The organism is Herbaspirillum hiltneri N3 (genome assembly GCF_001267925.1).
GTDB classification, from domain to species: Bacteria; Pseudomonadota; Gammaproteobacteria; order Burkholderiales; family Burkholderiaceae_D; genus Herbaspirillum; species Herbaspirillum hiltneri.
Window position 1 is genome coordinate 3,806,640 of sequence record NZ_CP011409.1, and the last position, 23,525, is coordinate 3,830,164.

Below are 23,525 nucleotides of genomic sequence, written 5' to 3' on the forward strand. Positions count from 1 at the left end.
ATCATCATGAACACCTTAGCGCCCTCCATGACCAAGGACCAGATCACCGTCTGGATCGTCGATATGCTGCACGACATGTTTGAGCTCGACAAAGCGAAGATCACACCGCAGTCGAATCTGTATTCCGATCTCGACATCGACAGCATCGACGCCGTCGACATCGTGGTCAAACTGAACCAGATGACAGGCAAGCGGATACAACCCGACGTATTCCGCACCGTGCGCACGGTGCAGGACGTGGTCGATGTGCTGGCGACGCTGCTGCAGGCGGACGCTGTGAATGAAAAGGCCTGATATCCCCCAGGTCCTGACCACTTTGGTCATCCTGGTCTATCCGCTGCTGGTCTGGTATGCCCATGGCAAGATCGAACCGCGCCAGCTCGCGCTGGTGCTGTTGGGCGTGGCGGCGCTGCGCCTGCTGAGTTTCAGGATGGGCCAGCGCTATCGCTGGATGAGTCTGGCCGCACTGCTGCTGGCGGCGCCGGCCCTGTTCTGGAACGCGCTGCTGCCGCTCAAACTCTACCCGGTCGCCATCAGCATCGGCATGCTGGCCCTGTTCGGCGCCAGCCTGCTGCGCCCACCCTCGATCATCGAACGCTTCGCACGCGTTCAGGATCCCGAGCTGCCGCCCTTTGCCGTCGCTTATACGCGCCGCGTGACCCAGGTCTGGTGCCTGTTCTTTGCATTCAACGGCGGTATTGCTTTCGCCACGGCGGTGTGGGCGTCGGAAGCTGTCTGGTCGCTGTACACCGGACTGATTTCCTATGTGTTCATGGGCGCACTGTTTGCCGGCGAATATCTGGTCCGGCTCTATGTCAGGCGTCAACACCATGCCTGATTTCATCGACGTACCGGCACTGCCGCTGGCTGCACGCGCTGACAGCCATGTGACCGGCTGGCGCGATGGCGAAGCCGTCACGCACGCCCAATTCATCCAGGAAACTGCCGGCTGGCGACAATTGCTGTTGCGCCGGCCCGGCATGCGATTCGCGCTGTACCTGCAGGACACGATCGCCTTCGCCGCGGCGCTGCTGGGCGCCTGGCAAGCCGGCAGAACCATTTACCTGCCCAGCGACACGCTGGCCGAAACCTGCAAGGCGCTGGCGCTGGAAGTCGACGGTTTTATCGGTGAATTCGATGCAGCGTTGCAACCGTTACAGCCGCTGTCGACGTCCGAGGCCATTGATACGGGCCACGCGCCGCAACAACTCCACCGCGACGCTCCGGCGCTGGTGGTCTACACCTCCGGCAGCACAGGCGCAGCGCAGGCAATCCCGAAAAAACTATCGCAGCTGTCTACCGAAGTCGCCACGCTGGAAGCGCTGTTCGGCACGCAGGCAGGCTCGGCCGACGTTGTATCGACGGTCTCGCACCAGCATATCTACGGTCTGCTTTTCAAGGTGTTGTGGCCGCTCGCAGCCGGCCGCGCGATTCATGCGCGCAGCGCCTTCTTTCCGGAAGACCTGGCCGCCATCGCGCCGCAGCGTCCCTGGCTGCTGCTGTCCAGCCCCGCGCACCTGAAGCGCCTGCCCGACAGCCCGGTCCAACCGGACATCTCCCGGTTGCAAGCCGTCTTCTCTTCCGGCGGCCCGTTGCTGCCCGATGTGGCGGCGGCAACGCAGCAGTTGCTCGGCCATCGCCCGATTGAAATCTACGGCAGTTCGGAAACCGGCGGCATCGCCTGGCGCCAGCCGCAGGAGATCGGCGGGACGGTCCGCGATGACAGCTGGCGACCGATGCCGCGCGTCGAGGTCCGGCTCAACGGCGACCACGATTGCCTCGAAGTACGCTCGCCGCATCTGCCGGACGACCACTGGCTGCGCATGGCAGACCGCGTCGAGTTCGCAACAAAGCAGAACTTCCATTTGCGCGGCCGCGCCGACCGCATCGTCAAGCTCGAAGAAAAACGCATCTCGCTGGACCAGATCGAACAGCTCCTGCTGGCCTCGCCGCTGGTAGCGGAAGCGCGCGTGCTAGTTCACCACGAGGTGCGATCCTCGTTGTCGTCCTCCTCGTCCCCATCCTCCCCATCCTCGCCATCCTCCTCACGGCGCGAACGCATTGCCGCCTTCGTCGTGCCGACGGAGGCCGGTCGCACCGTGCTGGACCAGCAAGGCAAGCTGGCGCTCAATAACCGCTTGCGCGCCGTCCTGGCCGATGCCATTGAAAGCGTGGCGCTGCCGCGCCTGTGGCGTTACCTCGACGCCCTGCCCGCCAATCCGCAGGGCAAGACAACCGTGGCGGCGCTGACCGCATTGCTCGAACCAACTCCCAGCCCGCTTTCGACGAAACGGCCGTTGTGGCCCGGACAAACCGTGCTGCAACGCGGTGAGCACAGCGTCGTTCTGCAACTGCACGTGCCGCCGGACCTGCTGTATTTCGACGGCCATTTCCCCGAGGCGCCGATCCTGCCCGGCGTCGTCCAGCTTGACTGGGCCCTGGCGCTGGGACGACAGTATTTCGACTTGCCCGCACACTTCCGCGCCCTGCAAGCCCTCAAGTTCCAGCGTGTCGTCACGCCCGGCGCGACGCTGACGCTGGAACTCGAGAACGATACACAGAAAAACACCCTGGCGTTCCGCCTGCATTCAGCCAACGGCCAGCACGCCAGCGGCCGCATCCTGTTCGGCGAGGCGGCATGAAGACCGGCGTCGTGATTCCCGTCTACAACCATGAACTGGCGATCCCCGGCGTACTGGCGGCGGTGCTGGCGCACGGTCTCCACTGCATACTGGTCGACGACGGCAGTAGTGCCGCCTGCGCCGCCGTGCTGGACCGGCTGGCCGCCGAACATCCGCATGAGGTGACGCTGCTGCGCCACTCCGCGAACCGCGGCAAGGGCGGCGCCGTGCTGACCGGCCTGCATCATCTGGCGCAACACGGCTACAGCCACGCGCTGCAAATCGACTCCGACGGCCAGCACGATGCAGCCGACGTGGCGCGCTTTGTCGCACTCTCCGCACGCCATCCACGGGCAGTCATCAACGGTTGCCCGGTCTACGACGACAGCGTGCCAAAGGGACGCTTGTACGCGCGCTATCTGACGCACGTGTGGGTCTGGATCAATACGCTGTCGTTCGACATCCGCGATTCCATGTGCGGTTTCCGCCTGTATCCGCTGGCGGCGGTCACTGCATTGACGTCGGCGCAGAAGATCGGCAGCCGCATGGACTTCGACACCGAAATCCTGGTGCGCCTGCACTGGCGCGGGGTGCAAGTGATCAACCTGCCCACGCGCGTGCGCTACCCCAGTGACGGCGTTTCGCACTTCAAGATGTGGCTCGACAACGTGCTGATTTCACGCATGCACACGGTGCTGTTCTTCGGCATGCTGTGGCGCGCGCCCCTGCTGTTGGCGCGCAAGCTGCGAAAGATTGCAACATGAGCGAAACATTGAAGCCGGCAGCCGCGTCAAGCCGGCACTGGGCGCACATCAACGAAGTCAGCTTCATCGGCGGCATGCGCCTGCTGTTCGCGGTCTACCGCGTCTTCGGACGCTGGCCGTTCCGCCTGATGCTGTATCCGGTGCTGCTTTGGTACATGGCGCGCAATCCGGCCGCCCGCGCGGCCTCGCTCGACTACCTGGCGCACGTGCGCCGTCGACGTCCGGACCTGCACATTCCCTCGGGTCTGCGCGGCGCGCTGCGCCACTTCGCCGCCTTCGGCGAAAGCCTGCTCGACAAGATGTTGCTGTGGGGCGGCCTGTTCCCGCTCGACAAAGTCAGCGTCAGCGGCGGCGAGATCGTCGCCGAAGCCATCGCCGCCAGACGCGGCGGCCTGCTGATCTGCACGCATCTCGGCAATCTGGAACTGTGCCGCGTAGCCGGCCGCAATCATCCGGAGCTGAAACTGACCGTGCTGGTGCACACCAAACACGCCCAGGCGTTCAACCGGATGCTGGCGCAGCTCGATCCGCGCAGCCAGCTCGACCTGATCCAGGTCACCGACATGACGCCCGCCACGGCGGTGCTGCTGGCGGACAAAGTCGCCCGCGGCGAGTTCGTCGTGATCGCCGGCGACCGGGTGCCGGTCTCGCCATCGCCGCGCGTGGCGACCGCGAATTTCCTGGACGCAGAGGCGCCGTTCCCGATCGGTCCGTATGTCCTGGCCAGCTTGCTGGAATGTCCGACTTATCTGATGTTTTCGCAGCGCACGCGCGATGGTGCGACTCTGTGCTTCGAACCTTTCCGTGAACGGATCAGCTTGCCGCGCAGCCAGCGCGAGCAACTGTTCAGCGAACTGGCGGCCGACTATGCCGCACGCCTCGAGCATCATTGCCTGCAGACGCCTTTTCAATGGTTCAATTTCTATGATTTCTGGGCCCAGCCCCAACCCCGGCTTCAGCCCTCCTCGGACAACCACCATGCGCCACACTGATACCTCGACATCTTCGGACGACATCGCTTTCGTCACCTTCGGCTCCGGCCCCCTTAGCATCGAAGACGTCAACGCCATCGCCGCCGGTTCCGCACGCGCGGCGCTGTCGGACGCGCCGGATTTCCTTGCCCGCATCCGGCGCGGCGCTGACTTCCTCGACCGATTGCTGCGCGAAGACGGCACCGTCTACGGCGTCACCACCGGCTACGGCGATTCGTGCACGGTCAACGTTCCGCCGGAACTGGTGCCGGAACTGCCGCATCATCTCTACACCTATCACGGCTGCGGCCTCGGCGAACTGTTCTCGCCGCAACAGACGCGCGCCATCCTAGCGGCGCGCCTGACCTCGCTGAGCAAAGGCTATTCCGGCGTCAGCGTCGGCCTGCTGAACCAGATCGCCGCCCTGCTGCAGCACGACCTTCTGCCGCTGATCCCGGCAGAAGGTTCGGTCGGCGCCAGCGGCGACCTGACGCCGCTCTCCTATCTGGCTGCGGTGTTGTGCGGCGAACGCAAGGTCTGGGGAACAGAGAAAAATCGCGGCGAACAAGTCGACGCTGCCACAGCGCTGCAAGCCGCCGGCCTGACGCCGCTGAAACTGCGTCCGAAGGAAGGACTGGCCATCATGAACGGCACCGCCGTCATGACCGCGCTGGCCTGCATGGCCTACCAGCGCGCCGAATACCTCTGCCAATTGGCCACGCGCATCACCGCCATGGCCAGCTTCACGCTGGACGGCAACGCCCACCATTTCGACGCCACGCTGTTCTCGGTCAAGCCGCATCCCGGCCAGCAGCAGGTAGCCGGCTGGTTGCAGGCCGACCTGCGCTGCGACCAGCCGCTGCGCAACGAGAAACGCCTGCAGGACCGCTATTCGATCCGCTGCGCGCCGCACGTGATCGGCGTGCTGACCGACGCCCTGCCATGGCTGCGCAGCTATATTGAAAACGAACTCAACAGCGCCAACGACAACCCGCTGATCGATCCCGACAATGAACGCGTGCTGCACGGCGGCCATTTCTACGGCGGCCATATCGCGTTCGCCATGGACAGCATGAAGAACGCCGTCGCCAACATCGCCGACCTGCTCGATCGCCAGATGGCCCTGATGGTCGACAACCGCTACAACAATGGCCTGCCGGCCAATCTGTCCGGCGCAAAGGGTCCGCGCGCGGCCATCAATCACGGCCTCAAGGCCCTGCAGATCAGCGCCTCGGCGTGGACCGCGGAAGCATTGAAACTGACCATGCCGGCCTCCGTGTTCTCGCGTTCGACAGAGTGCCACAACCAGGACAAGGTCAGCATGGGCACCATCGCCGCGCGCGACTGCCTGCGCGTGCTGGAGCTGACCGAGCAAGTCGTCGCGGCGCTGCTGATCACCGTGCGCCAGGGCGTATGGCTGCGCAACGAGCAGAATCCCGAAATTCCGTTGGCAGAACTTCCCGGCGGCCGCCTGGCGGCGATGCAGGAAGCGCTGTGCGCCGACATCGCCCCGATCGCCGAAGACCGCATGCTGGAGCCGGACCTGCGTCTGCTGCTGGAACGCATTCGCGCACGCGCCTGGAGCCTGTATGACTGAGCTCCCCCAAGGGAAGATGACGCTGGCCAATTCGCCATGGACCGGCGAGGTGGAACTGCAAGTCCAGTTCTACGACATCGATCCGATGGAAGTGGTCTGGCACGGCCGCTATATTGAATATTTTGAAGCAGCCCGCTGCGCGCTGCTCGACAAGATCGGCTACAACTACGGCGAGATGAAAGACTCCGGCTACATGTGGCCGATCATCGACCTGCAGGTGCGCTATTCCAATCCGGCCACCTTCCGCCAGCGCATCAAGGTCCGCGCTGCCATCGTCGAATGGGAAAACCGGCTGAAGATGGAATATCTCGTCACCGATGCCGCCAGCGGGCAGCGCCTCACGCGCGGCGTTACCACGCAAGTGGCGGTGCAGATGGAAAAGCGCGAGATGTGCTTCCTCAGTCCGCCGGTGCTGTGGCAAAAACTGGGCTTACCTTATCCGGAACCGACATGACTCTTACTCTTCGCACATTGGCTGCGCACGCTGCCCTGATTGTATTTGCCGCAATGGGCGCCACTGCCGAGGCGGCGGCGCCGGTCGCACAAATCCAGGCTGCGCTGGCCAAACCCGCCGTCATGTGCGGCCGCTTCGATCAGACCAAGCAATTGACCGGTATCAAGAAGCCCCTGCTGTCGAACGGCCGCTTCTGCGTTGCAGCCGGCAAGGGCATCCTGTGGCAGACGCTGCAACCTTTCCCGAGCACCTTGCGCATCACGCGCAATGCCATCGTGCAGATGCAAAACGGCCGCGTCGCCATGCGTCTTGATGCGCAGCAGGAACCGGTCGTCAAGATGATCAACAACGTGCTGTTCTCGCTGCTGGCGGGCGACCTGAGCCAGCTCGACAAGCTCTTCGAACTGGACGGCGCCATCAGGAACGGCAACTGGAATGTCGCCCTCAAGGCGCGTGAACCCGGCCTGGCCAAAGCCATCGGCGACATCCGCCTCGAAGGCGGCGCCTACGTCAACAAGGTCATCATGCAGGAAGCCTCCGGTGACCATACCGAGATCGTGTTCTCCGCCATCCAGACCGGCGACAAGGCCATGACTGCGGAAGAAGGAGCGATGTTTGACTGAACCGGCCGACCAGGACAATAGCGCCTCGGCCCCCTCGTCGCGTAAATCCTTGCGCGGTGCAGGGCGAGGCCTGGCGCTGGCATGGCTGCTGGTAGTCGCGGTGCTGCTCGGCCACAACGCTTACCTGTGGCTGGTGCAACGCGCCAGCCCGGATACCGACATCCTCGCCCTGCTGCCGTCGTCGCGCCATGACGACGTCATGCAGCAAGCCTTTGCCCACATGGTCGACAGCGCCCAGCAAAAAGTTGTGGTCCTCATCGGCGAACCGGACTGGAACAAGGCGATGCAAGCCGCATCGGCCTATGAAGCCGTCATCGGCAAACAGGCCGCGTTGCTGCAGCCGCTATCGGCCGATGCCGCGCAGTTGCAAGGAGCCTGGCTGGCAAGCTTCGACCAGAGCCGCCTGATGTTGCTGACACAGGATCAGCGCGACAAGCTGCGCAACGACTCGCCGCAACAGTGGAGCCAGCTGGCGCTCAGCACGATGTATGGCGCTTTCGGCGGCCCCCGGCTGGGAGCGTGGCAGGATGACCCGTTCGGCCTGTTCGGCGGCTGGGTGCAGGAGCGTGCGCAAGAAACCCCGGTACGCCCGCGCGATGGCCGCCTGTTCGTCGACAGCGGCGGCCGCTCCTATGTGCTGCTGTTGCTGAACCTGCAGCAATCGGCATTTTCGATTTCCGCCCAGCAGCAAATCATTCCATTGCTGGACCAGGCCGGCCGGGCTGCGAAACAAGCGGTTCCCGATGCGGAAATCATCACCGCCGGCGTCATCCTCCATGCCGCCGCCGGCAGCCAACAGGCCGGCAGCGAGATGACCACCATCGGCGCCGGCTCGCTGATCGGCATTGTGCTGCTAATGTGGCTGACGTTTCGTTCGCTCAGGCCGATTGCGCTGATTGCCTTGTCCATCGCCATCGGCTGCCTCGGTGCGCTGTCGGTCAGCTGGCTGCTGTTTGGCCGCCTGCATTTGCTTACGCTGGTATTCGGCGCCAGTCTGGTGGGCATCGCACAGGACTATGCAATTTACTTTCTGTGCGCGCGGCTCGGCACGGCGGCGCAGATCGATTCACGCGAATTGCTGCGGCGTCTGCTGCCCGGCCTTGCGCTGATGCTGCTGGCGGCCATCATCGGCTATCTCGGGATGGCGCTGACGCCCTTCCCCGGCTTGCGCCAGATGGCGGTGTTTTCAGTGCTTGGACTATTGTTTGCCTGGCTGACCGTGATCCTGTGGTTTCCGGCACTGATCCACGCCGACACCTTGCGCAGCACCGCGCCGGCAGATCGCTATAGCCACAGCATCAATCGCTGGCCACGGTTCAGCGCCAACCGCAACAGCTATCTCCTGCTGGCGGTGTTTGCCGTCTTTACCGCGGCCGGGCTGGCGCGCCTGAACGTCAGCGACGATATCCGTGCGCTGCAAAAGACGCCGCAGCATCTCATTGACGATCAGATCAAACTCGGCAAACTTCTCGACACGCCGACGCCTGCCCAGTTCTACCTGGTGCGCGGCGACACGGCGGAACAAGTCTTGCAGCGCGAGGAGCAACTGAAGCAACGATTGCAAGACCTCATCGCCAAGAAAATGATCAGCGGCGTGCAGGCCGTTTCCAATTGGGTGCCATCGCAAAGGCAGCAACAATCCGATCGCGACCTGATCGCCTCGGCCCTGCTGACGCCGCAAGGCCCGCTTGCCGCCATTGCCGCAGCCGTCGATGAAACCGAACAATGGCAGCAAGACTTGCGCCAACGCTTGCTGGCGCACAGCAAGCCGCTGCTGCCGCAGGCATTCATCGACTCACCGGCAGGCCAGCCCTGGCGTCACCTGTGGCTGGGAAAAACCGGCGCGCAGTACGCCAGCATCGTCGCCGTGCGCGGCCTCAACGACTATCGGCGCTTGCCGCTGCTGGCCGCTGCCGCCGCCCCTGGCGAAGGCGTGCAATGGGTCGACAAGGTGGCGGATATTTCTGCCGTGCTGCGCTATTACCGCGAATACATGACATGGGCCTTGCTGGCGGCCTACTTCACCATTTTCCTGTTGCTCACGTTGCGCTATCGCCGCGCCGCCTGGCGGGCGATTGCGCCGCCGCTGGTGGCGACGCTGGCGACGCTGGCGCTGTTCGGCCTGACCGGGCAGCCGCTGCAACTATTCCACGTGCTGGCTTGTCTATTGTTGCTGGGACTTGGTGTCGACTACGGCATCTTCCTCCAGGAGCCAACCGATCGTCACCAGCGCTTTTCCTGGCTGACGGTGGGCCTGTCGGCGATCAGCGCTCTGCTTTCTTTCGGACTGCTGGCGCTCAGCAACAGTCCTCCCTTGCATGCATTCGGATTGACCATGCTGATCGGCATGGCCTTGGTCTGGCTCATTTCGCCGTGTTTTCGCGGTGCCGCTTCTTCCTCTTTGAGCCCTCATGAAACTAAACAATAGTACCGAACAGCATGACATCCTTATCATCGGCGCCGGTCCGGCCGGCGCCGTGGCTGCAGCCATGCTGCGTCGCCGCGGCCATCAGGTGCTGGTGGTAGAGCGCGAACAATTTCCTCGTTTCTCCATCGGCGAAAGCCTGCTGCCGCAAAGCATGGTCTATCTGGAACAGGCCGGCATGTTGCAAGCAGTCGTGGAACACGGTTTCCAGTTCAAGAACGGCGCCTCCTTCGTCTGCGGAGAACGCCAGACCGCATTCGACTTCCGCGACAAGCATTCGCCCGGCTGGGGTACCACCTATCAGGTGCAGCGCGCCGATTTCGACCATCTGCTGGCGCAACAAGCCGAACTCCAGGGCGCGGAGATACGCTATCGCCACAGTGTCACCGCAGTCGACCTGGACGGCGAGCGTCCACGCACGCAAATGCGCGACGCCGATGGTCGCGACTACACGATCGAATCCCGTTTCATCCTCGACGCCAGCGGTTTCGGACGGGTATTGCCGCGCCTGCTCGACCTGGTGCGGCCATCCGGGTTTCCCCTGCGCGGCGCCTGCTTTACGCACATCGCCGACGGCATCCGCGATCCGCAATTCGATCGCAACAAGATTCGCATCACGGTACATCCCGAACATCATGACGTCTGGTACTGGCTGATTCCCTTTGCCCACGGACGCTGCTCCATCGGCGTGGTGGCCGAAGCGTCCTTCCTGGCCACCATTGCCGGCGACGAAACGCACAGGCTGCGCACCCTGGTCATGCAAGACCCTGCCCTGCGCGTCCTGTTGCAGCACGCCGAATGGGATACGCCGGCGCGCGCCATTTCCGGCTATGCCGCCAACGTCACCTCGCTGTGGGGCAAGAACTTCGCGCTGCTCGGCAATGCCGGCGAATTCCTCGATCCGATTTTTTCTTCGGGCGTGACGATTGCGTTGAAGTCCGCCAGTCTGGCCACGGAAACCCTCTCACGCATGCTCGCCGGCGAGAGTGTGGACTGGGAAGCCGATTATGCAGTCCCGCTGAAGAACGGCGTCAACACCTTCCGCACATTCGTCGAATCCTGGTATGCCGGCGGCTTCCAGAAGATCATCTTCCACGAACAGCAGGAGCCGGCAATCCGCCGCATGATTTCATCGATTCTGGCCGGCTACGCCTGGGATCTCAGCAATCCGTTCGTAAGCGAGAGCAAACGCCGCCTGACCGCACTGGAAAGCATATGCGCCTGAATTTTCCGGCTCCGTTGATCTTCTGCGCGGCTGCGGTAGCCATGGCGCTGCTGCTGTCCGCCTGCTCGACCGCACCGACGGAACCGCCGGCGCCGTCGGCCCGGCTGCATCTGCAGCTGTCGCCTGCTTCACTCGGCGCCTCGATCAGCCTGCAACAGCACCTGACCGTGGAACGAGCCGGCCGCACCGATGACATCGATACCGTGCTTGAAATCGAACCGGACCATCTCGACCTGGTCGGCCTGGCTTTCGGCCAGCGCGTCATGTCCTTGCACTACGACGGCAAGGAACTGAAAACCTGGCGCCACTTCATGCTGCCCAAGGAAGTTCAGGGGGAAGACGTGTTGCAGGACGTGCAACTGACGCTGTGGCCGGCCGCTGCCATCCGCACCGCTTTGCCGCCCGGCTGGGAACTCGAGGAAGACGGCATGCAACGGACCTTGCTGCTGCATCGCGAAGTCATCGCACAAATCGATTATCCTGACCGCAAAGCGTGGGGCGGCAAGGTAATCCTGACCAATTTGCGCTATCGCTACAAGCTGACCATTCAATCGGTTGTCACCGCACCATGACGCGCACCAGGACCATTTATCTCAACGCATTGGGCATGATTTGCTCGCTCGGCGCCACGCATGCCGGCATCCGGCAGCGCCTGTTCGCCGGCGACAGCGGGTTGCGCGCCAACGAGCGCTACGCACTCAACGGCGTTCCGCGCATCGTCGGCAGCATCACCGTTCCCGATGAAGAACTGCCCACGGCGGCGCATCTGCCGCTGCGGGACCGCAGCCGCAACAATCGCGTCGCGCTTGCCGCGCTTGCGCAGATACGCCCTGAAGTGGAGGCGCTGATCGCGCGCTTCGGTCCGGATCGCATCGGCATCGTGCTCGGCACCAGCACCTCCGGCATTGCGGAAGGCGAAGCGGCCTTCAGACATTACGTCGCCCACGGGAAATTTCCCCAGCAGTTCCATTACGGCCAGCAGGAACTCGGCTCGCCTGCCGCTGCGCTGGCGACGACACTGGGCCTGAGCGGCCCGGCCTATGTCCATTCCAGCGCCTGCTCATCGAGCGCCAAAGCCATGGCCAGCGCCGCACGCCTGATCAGCATGGGACTATGCGACGCCGTTATCAGCGGTGGAGTGGATACGCTGTGCGACTTCACGATCGCCGGCTTCTCTTCGCTGGATTCGGTCAGCGCCGAGCGTTGCAACCCGCTCAGCATCAACCGCCGCGGCATCAACATCGGCGAAGGCGCCGCGCTGTTTCTCATGAGCTCTGAGGCCGCCACCGTTGCACTGTGCGGCTGGGGAGAATCGTCCGACGCTCATCATATTTCCGCGCCCGATCCGGATGGAATCGGCGCCACCCTGGCGATCAGGCAGGCGCTGCAACGCGCCGCGATTGCGCCGGAGCAGATCGACTACATCAATCTCCACGGTACGGCGACACTGCAAAACGACGCCATGGAATCGAAAGCGATCCACCAGCTGTTCGGCGCAGAGGTGCCGGTCAGTTCAACCAAATCCTTCACGGGACATGCCCTGGGCGCCGCCAGCGCCATCGAAGCCGGGCTGTGCTGGCTGGCGATGCAAGACGGCAATCCTGCCGGCATGTTGCCGCCGCACCTGTGGGACGGCCACGCCGATCCGGCGCTACCGGCCCTGCATGTCGTCCGGGTCGGGGAATCGCTGGGCAAACCTCCCCGCTATGTGTTGAGCAATTCGTTCGCCTTTGGCGGCAGCAACGCGGCGCTGATCCTGAGGAGGGACTGAAATGCAGACCAAAATGCAAACCGAAATGCAATTTCCGCAGATCGCCACCCTGGTTCCGCATGCCGCTCCCATGTTGCTGCTGGACCGCGTGGTCAGCGCCGACGCCGACAAGCTGTGCGCGGAAGTCGCCATCACCGACGACAGCATGTTCCAGACCGGAGCCGGCGTCGGCGCCTGGGTCGGCATCGAATACATGGCGCAGGCGATCGCCGCCTGGGCCGGTTATCATGCGCAACAGCGCGGTGAAGCAGTCAAGATCGGCTTCCTGCTCGGTGCGCGCCGCTACGACGCCAGCGTGCCTTGCTTCGTCACCGGCAGCACCCTGCACGTCGAAGTCGAGAAACTGCTGCAGGCCGACAACGGCCTGGGATCGTTCGCCTGCAGCATCAAGGATGCGGACTCACAACAACAACTGGCGCAGGCGACAATTTCAGTCTTCCAGCCGCATGACGCCAGGGAATTTCTACAAGAAGGTTCATCATGACAACAACGGGGAACAACACCATCCTGGTCACCGGCTCCAGCCGCGGCATCGGCAAGGCGATTGCGCTGCGCCTGGCGCGCGACGGCTACGACATCGTCCTGCACTGCCACAGCCGGCGCGATGCCGCCGACGCAGTGGCGAAAGAGATCGAGGCGCTGGGACGCAGCACGCGCGTACTGCAGTTCGACATCGCCGACCGGGCGCAGACCTCCGACATCCTGCTGCAGGATGTTGAGCAGCACGGCGCTTATTACGGCGTGGTCTGCAACGCCGGCATCGCACGCGACAATGCCTTTCCGGCCATGCCCGGCGTCGACTGGGACAGCGTGCTCAAGACCAATCTCGATGGCTTCTACAACGTGCTGTATCCGCTCGTGATGCCGATGATCCGCCGCCGCAAGCCTGGACGCATCGTCACGCTGGCCTCTGTCTCCGGGATGGTCGGCAATCGCGGCCAGGTCAACTACAGCGCCGCCAAGGCCGGCATCATCGGCGCCACCAAGGCGCTCGCGCTGGAACTGGCCAAGCGCAACATCACCGTCAACTGCGTCGCGCCGGGCCTGATCGATACCGACATGACCGACGAATTGCCGATGGAGGAAATCGTCAGGATGATTCCCGCGCGCCGCGCCGGCAAGCCGGAAGAAGTCGCATCGGCAGTCAGCTTCCTGATGCAGGAAGATGCCGCCTATATCACGCGCCAGGTCATCTCGGTCAACGGAGGCTTGGTATGACCGCAAACAATCGCTCCCGGCAAGAACGCCGCGTCGCCGTCACCGGCATGGCAGGCATCAGCCCCATCGGCAACGACTGGCATAGCGCGCAGGAGCACCTTCGGAGCTATCGCAACGCGGTCGTGCGCATGCCTGAATGGGATGAGTACAACGGCCTGCATACGCGCCTCGGAGCACCGGCTGCGGCCTTCGAACTGTCCGAGCGCTACAATCGCAAGAGCACGCGCAGCATGGGCCGTGTCGCAGTGCTGGCGACCCGCGCCAGCGAATGGGCGCTGGCCGACGCCGGTCTGCTCGACGATCCGCTGCTGCGCAACGGCGGCATCGGCATCGCCTACGGTTCGTCGGCCGGCACGCCCAGTGCAGTTGCCGACTTCAGCATGCTGTTCACGGAAAAAAGCACCCGGAACATCAACGCCAACACCTACCTCAAGATGATGGCGCACACCGCGCCGGTCAATATGGGTGTGTTCTTCGGCGTCACCGGCCGCATCATCACCACCTCCAGCGCCTGCACCTCAGGCAGCCAGGGTATCGGCTACGCCTATGAAACGATACGCAGCGGCCGCCAGATCGCCATGATCGCGGGCGGCTCGGAAGAACTGTGCGCCTCGGAAGCTGCCGTGTTCGACACCCTGTACGCCACCAGCGTGCGCAACGACACGCCGGCCATCACGCCCAGCCCGTTCGACGAACAACGTGACGGCCTAGTGCTGGGCGAAGGCGCCGGCACGCTGATCCTGGAAGACCTGGAACATGCGCAGGCGCGCGGCGCCCGCATCTATGCGGAGATCGTCGGCTTCGGCACCAACAGCGACGGCAGCCACGTCACCAATCCCAACGCCGACACCATGAAGATCGCCATCGACATGGCGCTGGCCGATGCAGGCCTGGACGCCGCCGCAATCGGTTACATCAACGCCCACGGCACCGGCACCAAACAGGGCGACGTCGCCGAGTCCAACGCCACCGCGCGCGTATTCGGCGACCGGACGCCGATCAGTTCACTCAAGAGCTACATGGGCCACACGCTGGGCGCCTGCGGCGCGTTGGAAGCCTGGCTCAGCATCGAGATGATGCACGCCAACTGGTTCGCCCCGACCATCAATCTGACGCGCGTCGACCCGGAGTGCGGCGAACTCGACTACATCGCCGGGGAAGGCCGTGCACTCGAATGCGAATACATCATGTCGAACAATTTTGCGTTCGGCGGGATCAATACATCGCTGATTTTCAAACGCCACCCCTGATTTCGCTCATCCACCAGAAAAGGAAAAAACCATGCAAAAAATCTGCTCTCTGTTGATTGCCGCCAGCATCCTGAGCGTCGCAAGCCTGCCGGCCCAGGCGCGCGATACCAAGCATCTTCTGTCCATCGAGGATGGCCTCAACACCAAGGACGCCGAAAGCAAGCTGAGCGGGACCGTGAAGTTCTATTTTGCAGACCAGCCGCATCCGGCAGTTCTTGAAAAACTGGCCACTGACTTTTCCAATCGCAAGACCAACTCCTTCGGCAAGTCCGACGAAGTTGCCTGCAACTGGGCATTCCTTTCCGCCCTCCTCGCGTTCGAGACGCGCGCCAAGCAATTGGGTGCAAATGCGGTGGTCAATATCGTCAGCTATTACAAGAAAGACGAAATGGCCAGCACAAGCAAGTTCGAATGCCACGCAGGCGCCATCGTTGCTGGTGTTGCCTTAAAGGGCGATTTTGTCAAAATCGCCGACAAGTAATCAGGCGTCCTCAGCAAGCCTTCCCGCGGCCACGCTCTGGCTGCTGGACGGCGGCCTGATCTCCGACGGCAAGCTGGCCTCATTCCACACGCTGCTTGCCTCGGATGAACGTCACCGTCTCAAGCACTTTTCGCGCACCGCGCGCGCTCGCGAATTCGTGTTGGGCCGCATGCTTCTGCGGCATGCGGCGCGCCATCTGCTAGGACCGGCTGCGAGGCACGTGGACGTTGCCGAACGCAAACACCATGCGCCTGTCCTGTCATTTTCCTCACTCTCTCCCACACCCGATTTTCATTTCAGCATCTCACACAGCCGTGGCTGGATTGCTTGCATGGCAAGCACTGCTTGCGCCATCGGGCTCGACATTGAAAACAAAATGCCTGCGCGAGACGTCAAAGAACTGGGTGCAGCCGCATTCGACGATGCAGGAAGAGAATGGCTTGCCGGTCTCGACGAGCTACGCCGGGAGGAGGGATTTTATCGGTTGTGGAACAACCAGGAAGCGCTGTACAAGCTGCGTGGCAATTTCACTCAAAAGACCGGCCAGATTTCCTGCAATACGGGCTGGAATTGCTTCGCCATCGAACACTCCTGCCTGCACATCGGCGTATGTGCGGCCCAGGAGCTAACCTCGTTCGACATCATTGAACTGCAGACACTTGACGTCTAACGCAGCATGAACGACATCGCCGACAGGCTGTTGAGCACGCGCACCACGAACTCCACCGACGGCGCGTCGAACTTCAGCGTCACCGCATCCACCCGCTCGACGATCGGCAACTGACAGAATAGGTCCGTCAGCGCCGGCGTCTGCACCTGCAGGCGGCAGGTGACCGGGACTTCAATGCGGTACTTCGGCATCTGGGTGGCGCGCGCGGCCTGCACCGCCTCCTGCGCCACCTCTTCCAGCAGAGTGCAGGCCTGCTGCGGCGACAGCGAATCGCCGCTGTTGGCGCCATGCGCTTTCTTGATTTCGGCGAAATGCGCGTGCGGGAACAGCGGCGCGGTTTCCTTGATGAAGACGTCGTCGCCGCTGCCGAAAATCACCGGCACGCCGTATTCGCCCGCCAGCGCACCGTAAATCCCCGCTTCGCCCAACTCGGCGCCATTGAGCCAGACGCGTGAAAACGCGAAGCTGTTGATGGTGTGCGCCAGGATGCCGCCGGTCTGTGAGCGCGAGTGGTAGCCGACCATCATGACGGCGTCGACGTCTCCGGCCACGCCGCCCATCATGCCCAATACGCGCGGCTTGCCCAGCACGACCCGCGCGTCCGGATGCAGCAGGTCGGGCAAGAGGTTGCGAAAGCTGCCATGCGAGTCGTTGACGACGATGTTGCCGGCGCCGCCGGCCAGTGCGCCGCGGATGACGGCATTGGCTTCTTCGGTCATCTGGCGTCGCGCGCGTTCGTATTCACCGTTGCCGGGACGCGTCTGCTCGGGATGGAATACGCCGGCAATACCTTCGATGTCGACGGAAATCAGGATGTTCATGCATGCTCCATGGTGGCGAGGATCTCCAGCAAATCGCTCAGCGAGCGCCGCTGGTGACCGTCCCTGCCCTTGACCGCTTCCGCGGCAAACAAGGCATTGAGGATGGCTTGCTCGGTGCTGTCTGCCACCGCGTAAAAAAACGGGTCGAGCAGGTTGTCGTGCAAGCAGGAAAAATGCAGTGCGGGCGATGCCGCATCGGCCATATGCGGCACCGTCTGCGCCGTGGAAAACGCCAGCGCGATGTCGCCGCTGCCGTGGCCGTAGACCGAACCGGTGCGCGCCAGGCCGACGCCGGCGCGTCCCGCCAGGCGGCGTAACTGGCGCGCGTCGAGCGGCGCATCGGTGGCGATCAGCATGATGATGGAACCCTTCTCGGGTTCGTCGAACCGTTTTTGCAGGCATTTGAGGGTCTTGCCCAGCCGTTCGCCGTCCACCACCAGATCGGGCAATTTACCGAAATTGGCCAGCACCAGCGCGCCGACCGTGTATTCAGCGCTGCCGATTGCGACCTTGCGCGAAGCGCTGCCGATGCCACCCTTGAGATCGAAGCACGACATCCCGCGACCGGCGCCGACTGCGCCTTGCACCACCGTCCCGGAGGCATTGTCGAGCGCCTGGCGGTAATGTTGCTCTTCCACCGCGAAGGCCTGCATGTCGTTGAGATAGCCGTCGTTGCATTCGAACACCAGCGGATTGACGCTGGGCAGGCTGCGCCCGATGCCGGGATTGTCGGCCACGGCGGCGCGCGTCTGCGCAATGGCCACTGCACCGACGGCGAAGGTATTGGTCAGGGCGATCGGCGTTTCGAGCACGCCCAGTTCCTCGACCTGCATCAGGCCGACGCTTTTACCGAAGCCGTTGAATGTCACCGCTGCAGCCGGGACTTTCTGGCGGAACAGATCCCCGCCATGCGGACGCACCACCGTGACCCCGGTCTGGATCGCGCCGTAGTTGAGGGTGCAATGGCCGACCGTCACGCCGGGCACGTCGGCGATGCTGTCCGCCGGTCCGGCAGGCAGGCGGCCGATGTGTGGAGGAGATATCTTGCTCATGGAATTGCCGGCGGAAAGACGCGCCTTTATTTCTGATCCAGCTTCGGATCGAGCGCATCGCGCAGACCGTCGCCGAGCAGGTTGAACGCCAGCACCGTCAGGAAGATCGCCAGGCTGGGGAAGATCGCGATATGCGGTGCCGTCATCATGTCGGCGCGCGCCTCGTTGAGCATGGCGCCCCACTCCGGCGTCGGCGGTTGCGCACCCAGGCCGAGGAAGGACAGGCTGGCGGCCGTAATGATCGAGGTGCCGATGCGCATCGTGAAATACACCACGACCGATGAAATCGTGCCGGGGAAGATGTGCCGCAAAATGATCGTCATGTCGTTGGCGCCGATGCTGCGCACCGCTTCGATGTAGGTCAGTTGCTTAAGAGACAGCGTATTGCCGCGCACCAGCCGGGCAAACGCGGGGATGCTGAAGATCGCCACCGCGATGATCACGTTGGTCATGCCGTTGCCCAGGATGGCCACGATGGCGATAGCCAGCAAGATGCCGGGGAACGCAAACAGCACGTCGCAGATGCGCATGATGACGCGATCCGCCCAGCCTTCGTAGTAACCGGCCACCAGCCCCAGGAAAGTGCCGGCAATGGCGCCTACCGCCACCGACGAAAATCCCACCGCTAGCGACAATTGCGTGCCGACCAGGATGCGGCTGAAAATGTCATGACCCAGCGAATCGACGCCGAACCAGTGCGCCAGGGACGGCCCCGCGTTGAGCGCGTCGTAGTCGAAATAATTCTCGGCGTCGTACGGCGAGATGTACGGCGAGATGATCGCGATCACCACCAGAAACAGCACGAAGGCGCCGGCCGCCAGGGCCAGCGGCTGCTTTTTGAACTTGCGCCAGAACTCGCTCCAGGGCGTGCGGATCGGTTTGGAGGCCGTTGCGGCCACGGGATTTGCGGCAGGGGTAATGGAAGTCGACATGCGCTGCCTCACTTGTAACGAATGCTCGGATTGATGACGGCGTACAGCACGTCGACAATCAGATTGATGAAGATGAATTCCAGCGAGAACAACAGGATCTCGGCCTGGATGATCGGATAGTCGCGCATTTCGACGGCGTCGATCAGCAGGCGTCCCATGCCGGGCCAGTTGAAGACTTTTTCCACCACGATGGAGCCGCCCAGCAAGAAGCCGAACTGCAAGCCCATCATCGTCACCACCGGGATCAGCGCGTTGCGCAGGCAATGCTTGGCGATCACGATGCGCTCGTTGAGGCCCTTGGCGCGCGCAGTACGGACGAAGTCCTCCTTCATGATCTCGATGAACGAGGAGCGCGTGAAGCGCGCCATGATCGCCGCCACGCCGGCGCCCAGCGTCAGCGACGGCAGCACATAATGGCGCCAGCTGTCGGCGCCCACCGTCGGCAGCCAGCCCAGTTGCACGGAGAATACTTCCATCAGCACCATGCCCAGCGCGAACGGCGGGAAGGAAATCCCAGAGACCGCCAGCGTCATGCCGGCGCGGTCGGGCCATTCGTTACGCCACACCGCCGAGAAGACGCCGATGAACAAACCGAAGATCACCGCCCAGATCATGCTGGTGACGGTGAGCCACAAGGTCGGCCAGAAGCGTTCCATGATTTCCTGGCTGACCGGTAACTTGCTGCGCAGCGAAGTGCCGAAGTCGCCATGCGCGGCGTTCACGAAGAAGCGCACGAACTGTTTATGAATTGGCTGGTCGAGGCCAAGATCGGCACGGATCAGCGCCACGGTCTGCTCGTCGGCTTCCGGCCCCGCCGCCAGCCGCGCCGGATCGCCGGGCAGCAAGTGGACGAACAGGAACACCATCACCGCGACCAGCAACAGGGTCGGGATCAAGCCCAGAAGACGTTTTAAAACATAAGAAAACATGGCGCGTCCTGCAATGATTCAACTGCTGGGGAGCAACCGCCCGCCTGACTTGCCTGGGCGACTGCCGGGAATTCTGAAAATACGATGCTGCACGACTGCGGTGCCGCGGGCTCCGCCATCCCGGCGGAGCCCTTGCTGCTTCCGGCTACGGCGCTTACTTCAATTCGATTTCATCGAAGTTGAACGACGCATCGGGCATCACGTACACGCCCTTGAGGTTCTTGCTGCGTGCGTACAAGACCTTTTCCGTCACCAGGAAGGCCCATGGCGCATCCTTCCAGATTTCAGTCTGTGCATCCTTGTACAACGCCGCTTTCTGGGTACGATCGGTCACGGTCAGAGCCTGGGCGATGTCGCTGTCGACCTTGTCGCTCTTGTAGTAAGCGGTGTTGAACAGTTTCGGCGGGAAGGCTTCGGATGCCAGCAGCGGACGCAGGCCCCAGTCGGCTTCACCGGTCGACGACGACCAGCCGGCGTAATACAGGCGCACGGGTGCGGTATCCGGATTCGGCGCGCTCTCGACCTTCTCGACGCGTTGACCGGCTTCCATCGCCTGCACCTTGACCTTGATGCCGACCTGCGCCAGTTGCTGTTGCAGGAACTGGATGATCTTCAACGCGGTGGTGTGGGTATAGGCTGACCAGAGTTCGGTTTCGAAACCGTTCGGGTAACCGGCTTCGGCCAGCAGCGCCTTGGCTTTCTTCACGTCATACGGCCATGGGCCGGTCTTGACCGCGTAGTCCACGCCTTGCGGCAGCACGCCGTCCATCGGTACGGCATAACCGCTGAAGGCGACCTTGACCAGCGCATCCTTGTTGATCGCGTAGTTGATGGCCTGGCGGACCTTCACGTTGTCGAACGGCTTTTGCCTGACGTTCATCGACATGTAGCGCTGAATGATGGAAGGACCGGTCACGATGTCCAGTGCGCCCTTGCCCTTCAACAGCTCGGCCTGCTCATACGGCAGCGGGAAGGTGAAGTTCGCTTCGCCGGTCTGCATCATCGCCGAGCGCGAGTTGTTGTCGACCACCGGCTTCCAGATCACTTCGTCGACCTTTGGATAGCCGGCCTTCCAGTAGCCGGCGAATTTCTCGGCCTTCATGTAGTCGGTCTGTTTCCACTCGACGAACTTGAACGGGCCGGTGCCGACCGGGTGGAAGGCGATGTCCTTGTTGCCCCATTGCTTGAGCGCAGCCGGCGAAATCATCACCGCCGACGGATGTGCCAGCACGTTAATGAAGGCCGAGAACGGCTCCTTCAGCACGATCTTGACGGTGTAGTCGTTCAGTACTTCAGTGCGGGCCACGCGATTGAACAGGACGTAACGCTTGAGCTTGTTGTCGGGATTGGTGACGCGGTCCATCACGGCCTTGACGGCATCGGCCTTGAACGTGGTGCCGTCATGGAACTTCACGCCCTGGCGCAGGCGGATGGTGTATTCCAGGCCGTCCTTGCTGACCAGATAGCCTTCGGCCAGCACGTTGACCAGCTTGAGGTCCTTGTCGAACGCGAACAGGCCTTGATAGAAGGACTTGGTCACGGCCAGCGACAGCGTGTCGTTGGCGTCATAAGGGTCCATCGTGGTGAAGGTCGAGGCGACCGCGAGCGTGACGCTCTTGGCGGCCCAGGCATGCACGGCGGCGAACTGCATGGTGGTGCCGATGGCGCCGAGCGCAAGCCAGCGGATGACAGTTGTGCCGCGACGGGAAGAGTGGGTAGTCATGGTTAGGCTCCTGGGTTTCTGAAAGATTAAAGAGGCGACAACAAACTAAAAAACACTGGAAACATTAAAACGCAGCGGAAATACGATGTTCTGCAACAAAATGGCCGGGGCCGACTTGCTTCAAAGGTTCGACCAGCGGATCGTCTCCGATGGCGCGAATGGGGCTGGGGATCTCATCGTTTTGCAAGCCTTTTTTCAAGTGGCGCAGCTCGGGATCGGCCACCGGTACGGCAGCCATGAGTTTGCGCGTGTAAGGATGCTGAGGATTTTCAAAGACCGCGCGGCGCGGACCGATCTCTACGATCTGGCCCAGGTACATCACCGCGACGCGATGGCTGATGCGCTCCACCACCGCCATGTCGTGCGAGATGAAGATAAACGAGATGCCGAGCTCGGCCTGCAGATCCAGCATCAGGTTGACGATCTGCGCCTGGATCGAGACGTCCAGCGCCGACACCGATTCGTCGGCGATGACGATCTTCGGATTCAGGGCCAGGGCGCGCGCGATGCAGATGCGCTGGCGCTGGCCGCCGGAAAACTCATGCGGGTAGCGTTGTGCATGTTCCGGCAGCAAACCGACGCGCGTAAGCAGCGCATCAACGCGCTCTTGCGCGCCTTCGTTCATGCCATGGACCAGCATCGGCTCCATGATGGAATAGCCGACCGTGAGGCGCGGGTCGAGCGAAGCGAACGGGTCCTGGAAAATGAACTGGATGTCGCGGCGCAGTTCGCGCAATTCCGAACGCGGCAGTTCCGCCAGGTTGCGGCCGCCGAACTCGACCTTGCCGCCGCTGATTTCGACCAGGCGCAGCAGCGAGCGGCCGGTAGTCGACTTGCCGCAGCCGGACTCGCCGACGATGGCCAGCGTCTCGCCGGCATACAGATCGAAGCTGACGCGTTCGACCGCATGCACCCGTTGTTTGACGCGACCAAAGATGCCGCTCTTGACGTCGAAGCGTGTCGTCAGGTCGGTGACCTTGAGGATAGGCTGGCGCTGCTGCGCGATCTCCGAGGCGGCCTGCAGTTCTTCGGCGATGGCGTCCGGCTTGGCTTCGGCGCTCGGTGCGATGCCGAAGCGCGACGGCGTGTCGGTACCGGTCATTGCGCCCAGACGCGGCACCGCCGCCAGCAAGGCTTGCGTGTAAGGATGGGCCGGCGCGACAAAAATGCTGCGCACATCATTCTCTTCCACTTTTTCGCCGCGGCACATGACGACGACGCGATCGGCGATCTCCGCCACCACGCCCATATCGTGGGTGATGAAGACCACCGCCATCTGCATTTCTTCCTGCAGCGAGCGAATCAATTGCAGGATCTGCGCCTGGATGGTCACATCCAGCGCCGTGGTCGGCTCGTCGGCGATCAACAGCGACGGCTTGCACGACAAGGCCATCGCGATCATCACGCGCTGGCGCATGCCGCCCGAGAGTTGGTGCGGATGGCGGCCGAGCACGCGTTTGGCTTCCGGGATGCGCACCATCTCCAGCATGCGCAGCGCTTCGGCGCTGGCTGCGGAATGGCTCTTGCGCTGATGCAGGCGGATCGATTCGGCAATCTGCTCACCCACCGTGAAGACAGGATTGAGCGAGGTCATCGGCTCCTGGAAGATCATCGCGATCTCGGCGCCGCGGATGCTGCGCATGGTCGATTGCGGCGCCTTGACCAGGTCCAGTGCGCTGTCGCCGCTATTGTTGCGGCGCTGGAACTGCATGCTGCCGGAGACGATGCGACCGCCGCCATGCTCGATCAGGCGCATGATGGCCAGCGACGACACCGACTTGCCGGAGCCCGATTCGCCGACGATGGCCAGCGTCTCGCCCTTGTCGACATGGAAGGACAGACCGCGCACCGCTTCCACCGTGCGTTCGGAACCGGTGAAGGTGACGCCGAGATTGTCGACGGTCAGCACGCGCTGTGCGCTGCCTGCGCTGCCTGCGCTACCTGTGATATCGGAGATCGGCGATTGTTGATCGTGCATGGCCATTTCGTTGCGTCCTT

General features: G+C 62.9%; 23 protein-coding genes. 17 read left to right on the forward strand and 6 right to left on the reverse strand.

Going from position 1 to position 23,525, the window contains the following annotated elements; all coding sequences use genetic code 11:
* Window positions 1-6: 6 nt before the first annotated feature.
* From F506_RS17370 to F506_RS23215, 17 genes are read left to right on the forward strand one after another with little or no spacing between them, the layout of a single operon-like run.
* On the forward strand, window positions 7-294 hold the full coding sequence (locus F506_RS17370) for an acyl carrier protein (protein ID WP_186447168.1): 288 nt from the start codon (window positions 7-9) through the stop codon (window positions 292-294).
* Window positions 281-838 (forward strand): COG4648 family protein, encoded by a 558-nt coding sequence (locus F506_RS17375; protein WP_053199494.1) that lies wholly within the window; start codon window positions 281-283, stop codon window positions 836-838. The genes F506_RS17370 and F506_RS17375 overlap by 14 nt, the downstream gene beginning before the upstream one ends.
* Window positions 831-2,642, forward strand: a complete 1,812-nt coding sequence (locus F506_RS17380; protein WP_053199496.1) for an AMP-binding protein — start codon at window positions 831-833, stop codon at window positions 2,640-2,642. The genes F506_RS17375 and F506_RS17380 overlap by 8 nt, the downstream gene beginning before the upstream one ends.
* Window positions 2,639-3,385: a glycosyltransferase family 2 protein gene (locus F506_RS17385; protein WP_053199499.1), complete on the forward strand. Its 747-nt coding sequence runs from the start codon at window positions 2,639-2,641 to the stop codon at window positions 3,383-3,385. The genes F506_RS17380 and F506_RS17385 overlap by 4 nt, the downstream gene beginning before the upstream one ends.
* Entirely contained in the window at window positions 3,382-4,377 is a 996-nt protein-coding gene (locus F506_RS17390; protein ID WP_200907682.1) for an LpxL/LpxP family acyltransferase, read from the forward strand. Before F506_RS17385 ends, F506_RS17390 begins: the two co-directional genes overlap by 4 nt.
* A complete protein-coding gene (locus tag F506_RS17395; RefSeq protein ID WP_053199501.1) occupies window positions 4,364-5,953 on the forward strand; it encodes an HAL/PAL/TAL family ammonia-lyase in 1,590 nt (529 codons plus the stop codon). The genes F506_RS17390 and F506_RS17395 overlap by 14 nt, the downstream gene beginning before the upstream one ends.
* Window positions 5,946-6,407 carry an acyl-CoA thioesterase gene (locus tag F506_RS17400; protein WP_053199504.1) on the forward strand — a complete coding sequence of 154 codons (462 nt, stop codon included), beginning with the start codon at window positions 5,946-5,948 and terminating at the stop codon, window positions 6,405-6,407. The genes F506_RS17395 and F506_RS17400 overlap by 8 nt, the downstream gene beginning before the upstream one ends.
* On the forward strand, window positions 6,404-7,030 hold the full coding sequence (locus F506_RS17405) for an outer membrane lipoprotein carrier protein LolA (protein ID WP_053199505.1): 627 nt from the start codon (window positions 6,404-6,406) through the stop codon (window positions 7,028-7,030). The genes F506_RS17400 and F506_RS17405 overlap by 4 nt, the downstream gene beginning before the upstream one ends.
* Entirely contained in the window at window positions 7,023-9,458 is a 2,436-nt protein-coding gene (locus F506_RS17410) for an MMPL family transporter (protein WP_235471203.1), read from the forward strand. The genes F506_RS17405 and F506_RS17410 overlap by 8 nt, the downstream gene beginning before the upstream one ends.
* Complete coding sequence (locus F506_RS17415) at window positions 9,442-10,680, forward strand: NAD(P)/FAD-dependent oxidoreductase (RefSeq protein WP_053199507.1); 1,239 nt, start codon at window positions 9,442-9,444, stop codon at window positions 10,678-10,680. Before F506_RS17410 ends, F506_RS17415 begins: the two co-directional genes overlap by 17 nt.
* Window positions 10,671-11,252 (forward strand): DUF3261 domain-containing protein, encoded by a 582-nt coding sequence (locus F506_RS17420; RefSeq protein ID WP_053199509.1) that lies wholly within the window; start codon window positions 10,671-10,673, stop codon window positions 11,250-11,252. The genes F506_RS17415 and F506_RS17420 overlap by 10 nt, the downstream gene beginning before the upstream one ends.
* Window positions 11,249-12,451 carry a beta-ketoacyl-ACP synthase gene (locus F506_RS17425; protein ID WP_053199511.1) on the forward strand — a complete coding sequence of 401 codons (1,203 nt, stop codon included), beginning with the start codon at window positions 11,249-11,251 and terminating at the stop codon, window positions 12,449-12,451. The genes F506_RS17420 and F506_RS17425 overlap by 4 nt, the downstream gene beginning before the upstream one ends.
* A 1-nt stretch (window position 12,452) precedes the next feature.
* On the forward strand, window positions 12,453-12,935 hold the full coding sequence (locus F506_RS17430; RefSeq protein WP_235471204.1) for a hotdog family protein: 483 nt from the start codon (window positions 12,453-12,455) through the stop codon (window positions 12,933-12,935).
* Window positions 12,932-13,669 (forward strand): 3-oxoacyl-ACP reductase FabG, encoded by a 738-nt coding sequence (gene fabG, locus F506_RS17435; RefSeq protein ID WP_053199514.1) that lies wholly within the window; start codon window positions 12,932-12,934, stop codon window positions 13,667-13,669. Before F506_RS17430 ends, fabG begins: the two co-directional genes overlap by 4 nt.
* Complete coding sequence (locus F506_RS17440; RefSeq protein ID WP_053199517.1) at window positions 13,666-14,919, forward strand: beta-ketoacyl-ACP synthase; 1,254 nt, start codon at window positions 13,666-13,668, stop codon at window positions 14,917-14,919. The genes fabG and F506_RS17440 overlap by 4 nt, the downstream gene beginning before the upstream one ends.
* Window positions 14,920-14,950: 31 nt before the next feature.
* Window positions 14,951-15,400: a hypothetical protein gene (locus tag F506_RS17445; protein WP_053199520.1), complete on the forward strand. Its 450-nt coding sequence runs from the start codon at window positions 14,951-14,953 to the stop codon at window positions 15,398-15,400.
* A complete protein-coding gene (locus F506_RS23215; RefSeq protein WP_144424083.1) occupies window positions 15,378-16,070 on the forward strand; it encodes a 4'-phosphopantetheinyl transferase family protein in 693 nt (230 codons plus the stop codon). The genes F506_RS17445 and F506_RS23215 overlap by 23 nt, the downstream gene beginning before the upstream one ends.
* Here F506_RS23215 and F506_RS17455 read toward each other — a convergent pair.
* The 6 genes from F506_RS17455 to F506_RS17480 all read right to left on the reverse strand — a co-directional run bounded on the left by F506_RS17455 (window position 16,067) and on the right by F506_RS17480 (window position 23,505).
* Window positions 16,067-16,891 carry a M55 family metallopeptidase gene (locus F506_RS17455; protein ID WP_053199523.1) on the reverse strand — a complete coding sequence of 275 codons (825 nt, stop codon included), beginning with the start codon at window positions 16,889-16,891 and terminating at the stop codon, window positions 16,067-16,069. The genes F506_RS23215 and F506_RS17455 overlap by 4 nt on opposite strands.
* Entirely contained in the window at window positions 16,888-17,943 is a 1,056-nt protein-coding gene (locus F506_RS17460) for a DmpA family aminopeptidase (RefSeq protein ID WP_053199525.1), read from the reverse strand. The genes F506_RS17455 and F506_RS17460 overlap by 4 nt, the downstream gene beginning before the upstream one ends.
* A 26-nt stretch (window positions 17,944-17,969) precedes the next feature.
* Window positions 17,970-18,875 carry a glutathione ABC transporter permease GsiD gene (gene gsiD, locus F506_RS17465; protein WP_053199527.1) on the reverse strand — a complete coding sequence of 302 codons (906 nt, stop codon included), beginning with the start codon at window positions 18,873-18,875 and terminating at the stop codon, window positions 17,970-17,972.
* Between the two features lie 8 nt (window positions 18,876-18,883).
* The gene (gene gsiC, locus F506_RS17470; protein ID WP_053199529.1) at window positions 18,884-19,804 is read right to left on the reverse strand and encodes a glutathione ABC transporter permease GsiC; all 921 of its coding nucleotides are present in this window, start codon (window positions 19,802-19,804) and stop codon (window positions 18,884-18,886) included.
* 154 nt (window positions 19,805-19,958) lie between these two features.
* Entirely contained in the window at window positions 19,959-21,527 is a 1,569-nt protein-coding gene (gene gsiB / locus F506_RS17475) for a glutathione ABC transporter substrate-binding protein GsiB (protein ID WP_083457985.1), read from the reverse strand.
* Window positions 21,528-21,591: 64 nt separating this feature from the next.
* The gene (locus F506_RS17480) at window positions 21,592-23,505 is read right to left on the reverse strand and encodes a dipeptide ABC transporter ATP-binding protein (RefSeq protein WP_200907683.1); all 1,914 of its coding nucleotides are present in this window, start codon (window positions 23,503-23,505) and stop codon (window positions 21,592-21,594) included.
* Window positions 23,506-23,525 lie beyond the last annotated feature (20 nt).

Bases quoted from the DNA above. Each gene is read 5' to 3' on its own strand.
- F506_RS17370 (WP_186447168.1), top strand. From the start codon at position 7: ATGAACACCTTAGCGCCCTCCATGACCAAGGACCAGATCACCGTCTGG.
- F506_RS17375 (WP_053199494.1), top strand. From the start codon at position 281: ATGAAAAGGCCTGATATCCCCCAGGTCCTGACCACTTTGGTCATCCTG.
- F506_RS17380 (WP_053199496.1), top strand. From the start codon at position 831: ATGCCTGATTTCATCGACGTACCGGCACTGCCGCTGGCTGCACGCGCT.
- F506_RS17385 (WP_053199499.1), top strand. From the start codon at position 2,639: ATGAAGACCGGCGTCGTGATTCCCGTCTACAACCATGAACTGGCGATC.
- F506_RS17390 (WP_200907682.1), top strand. From the start codon at position 3,382: ATGAGCGAAACATTGAAGCCGGCAGCCGCGTCAAGCCGGCACTGGGCG.
- F506_RS17395 (WP_053199501.1), top strand. From the start codon at position 4,364: ATGCGCCACACTGATACCTCGACATCTTCGGACGACATCGCTTTCGTC.
- F506_RS17400 (WP_053199504.1), top strand. From the start codon at position 5,946: ATGACTGAGCTCCCCCAAGGGAAGATGACGCTGGCCAATTCGCCATGG.
- F506_RS17405 (WP_053199505.1), top strand. From the start codon at position 6,404: ATGACTCTTACTCTTCGCACATTGGCTGCGCACGCTGCCCTGATTGTA.
- F506_RS17415 (WP_053199507.1), top strand. From the start codon at position 9,442: ATGAAACTAAACAATAGTACCGAACAGCATGACATCCTTATCATCGGC.
- F506_RS17420 (WP_053199509.1), top strand. From the start codon at position 10,671: ATGCGCCTGAATTTTCCGGCTCCGTTGATCTTCTGCGCGGCTGCGGTA.
- F506_RS17425 (WP_053199511.1), top strand. From the start codon at position 11,249: ATGACGCGCACCAGGACCATTTATCTCAACGCATTGGGCATGATTTGC.
- F506_RS17430 (WP_235471204.1), top strand. From the start codon at position 12,453: ATGCAGACCAAAATGCAAACCGAAATGCAATTTCCGCAGATCGCCACC.
- fabG (WP_053199514.1), top strand. From the start codon at position 12,932: ATGACAACAACGGGGAACAACACCATCCTGGTCACCGGCTCCAGCCGC.
- F506_RS17440 (WP_053199517.1), top strand. From the start codon at position 13,666: ATGACCGCAAACAATCGCTCCCGGCAAGAACGCCGCGTCGCCGTCACC.
- F506_RS17445 (WP_053199520.1), top strand. From the start codon at position 14,951: ATGCAAAAAATCTGCTCTCTGTTGATTGCCGCCAGCATCCTGAGCGTC.
- F506_RS17455 (WP_053199523.1), bottom strand. From the start codon at position 16,891: ATGAACATCCTGATTTCCGTCGACATCGAAGGTATTGCCGGCGTATTC.
- F506_RS17460 (WP_053199525.1), bottom strand. From the start codon at position 17,943: ATGAGCAAGATATCTCCTCCACACATCGGCCGCCTGCCTGCCGGACCG.
- gsiD (WP_053199527.1), bottom strand. From the start codon at position 18,875: ATGTCGACTTCCATTACCCCTGCCGCAAATCCCGTGGCCGCAACGGCC.
- gsiC (WP_053199529.1), bottom strand. From the start codon at position 19,804: ATGTTTTCTTATGTTTTAAAACGTCTTCTGGGCTTGATCCCGACCCTG.
- gsiB (WP_083457985.1), bottom strand. From the start codon at position 21,527: ATGACTACCCACTCTTCCCGTCGCGGCACAACTGTCATCCGCTGGCTT.
- F506_RS17480 (WP_200907683.1), bottom strand. From the start codon at position 23,505: ATGCACGATCAACAATCGCCGATCTCCGATATCACAGGTAGCGCAGGC.